The organism is Pseudomonas sp. (assembly GCF_026224925.1).
Classification (GTDB): Bacteria; Pseudomonadota; Gammaproteobacteria; order Pseudomonadales; family Pseudomonadaceae; genus Aquipseudomonas.
In genome coordinates, this window is record NZ_JAMFRV010000170.1 from 1 (window position 1) to 1,631 (window position 1,631).

The 1,631-nt window shown below is 59.0% G+C and carries 2 protein-coding genes and 1 pseudogene; all 3 read left to right on the forward strand.

Annotated features, from left to right (window positions below):
• A pseudogene (locus M0974_RS07245) lies at window positions 1-193 on the forward strand (hypothetical protein); the annotation flags it as partial.
• Entirely contained in the window at window positions 190-1,071 is an 882-nt protein-coding gene (locus M0974_RS07250) for a YihY/virulence factor BrkB family protein (protein WP_297834653.1), read from the forward strand. The pseudogene M0974_RS07245 and the gene M0974_RS07250, both read left to right, overlap by 4 nt.
• Window positions 1,050-1,529: a CreA family protein gene (locus M0974_RS07255; protein WP_297834656.1), complete on the forward strand. Its 480-nt coding sequence runs from the start codon at window positions 1,050-1,052 to the stop codon at window positions 1,527-1,529. The genes M0974_RS07250 and M0974_RS07255 overlap by 22 nt, the downstream gene beginning before the upstream one ends.
• Window positions 1,530-1,631: the final 102 nt, after the last annotated feature.

Sequence of the window (1,631 nt, forward strand, 5' to 3'; positions counted from 1 at the left end):
GATTTGCCGGAAATGCTATGTTCATCCGGAGGTGCTCGACGCCTATCTCGACGGCACGCTTGCCGCGAGCTTGAAAGACGACATAGACGCGACGCTGACCGATGAGATTTCAGACCTGACACCGGAGGAGGTCGCCGTGCTGGCTTTCCTGCAGCGCCGCCTGAATGGTTCCGCGAAGGGCGCGCGCAAGTGACGTTGTGGTGGCCGCTCAAACTGGGCTGGAAGGCGTTCGACGGGCTGATCTCGCGCAACGGCATCGAAATCAGCGGATACATCGCTTTCACCGTCATGCTGTCGCTGTTTCCGTTCATGATCTTCCTGGTCTCGGTGACGGGTTTCTTCGGTGACACGAGCACCGGTGAAAACTTCCTGAGCACCATGGCCGTCTTCGCGCCGCCCGAAATGATGAAGACTCTGCTGCCGGCGATTCAGCAGGTGACGCAGAATCGTAGCGGCAGCTTGCTGACCATTGGGTTGGCGCTTGCCCTCTACTCCGCTGCTTCGTCGGTTGCGGCACTCCGGCTGGCACTGAACCTGTCCTACGGCGTTGAGGAAACGCGCTCGTTCTGGTGGCGCAAGCTGCAGGATTTCGCGATCGTCATTGTCGGCTCGGTGCTGGTCACACTGCTGTCGGTGGCGGTCATCCTGGGGCCGTGGGTTTGGCGCGTGGTTGCATGGTTCACTTTCGTGAATCCGGCCGATCAGGAGCTTTGGCATATTGCGCGCTATAGCGCCGCCTTGGTTGTTTTGGCTATCGGCGTGGTTGCCCTCCACCGAATCCTGCCGAATGCCGTTTTGTCGTTTCGGCAGATTTTACCCGGTGCGTTGACGACCACGATCATTTGGATTGTGACCGCCAGCCTGCTCACCCTCTATTTCGGCAAATTCGCGGACTACGACGCCACTTACGGCAGTCTTGGCGGAGTCATCGTTACGCTGATGTTCTTCTATATCAGCGCCATCATCTTTATATTCGGTGGAGAGCTGAACGCGGCGCTGCTGGCGCACGCCGAAAAGCACGCACCGCCCCCAAACCCGGAGCTGCAATCATCAATACCTTTAAAAACCTGACCCTACTGTCCGCGCTCGTCCTGGCGCTTCCAGCCGCCGCGGAAGATATCGGCAGCGTCAACACCACTTTCAAATTCCTGGGCCCCGACAACAAGATCGCGGTCCAAGTCTTCGACGACCCGATTGTCGATGGCGTCTCCTGTTACCTGTCCGCCGCGCGGACGGGTGGGATCAAGGGCGGCTTGGGCTTGGCCGAGGACACTTCCGACGCGTCAATTGCCTGCCGGCAGGTCGGCCCGATCACCATCAAGAGCAAATTCGACCCCGGCGACGAAGTCTTTACCGAGCGCCGTTCCCTGATCTTCAAGAAACTGCGCGTCGTGCGGTTCCTGGACCAGAAGCGCAACACGCTGGTCTATATGGCCTATAGCGACAAGCTGATCGACGGGTCACCGAAGAACAGCATCAGCGCGGTTCCGATCATGCCCTGGCCAGCGGGAAATACGCCCGGCAAATAGGACCGGGATCCGGTCAAGACGGAACGAAGCCCCCTGCCCTCGGTTTCAAGCAACAGTGTACGCTTGAAACTGCAACGGAATTTTGGGGATGAACAAGGTCGC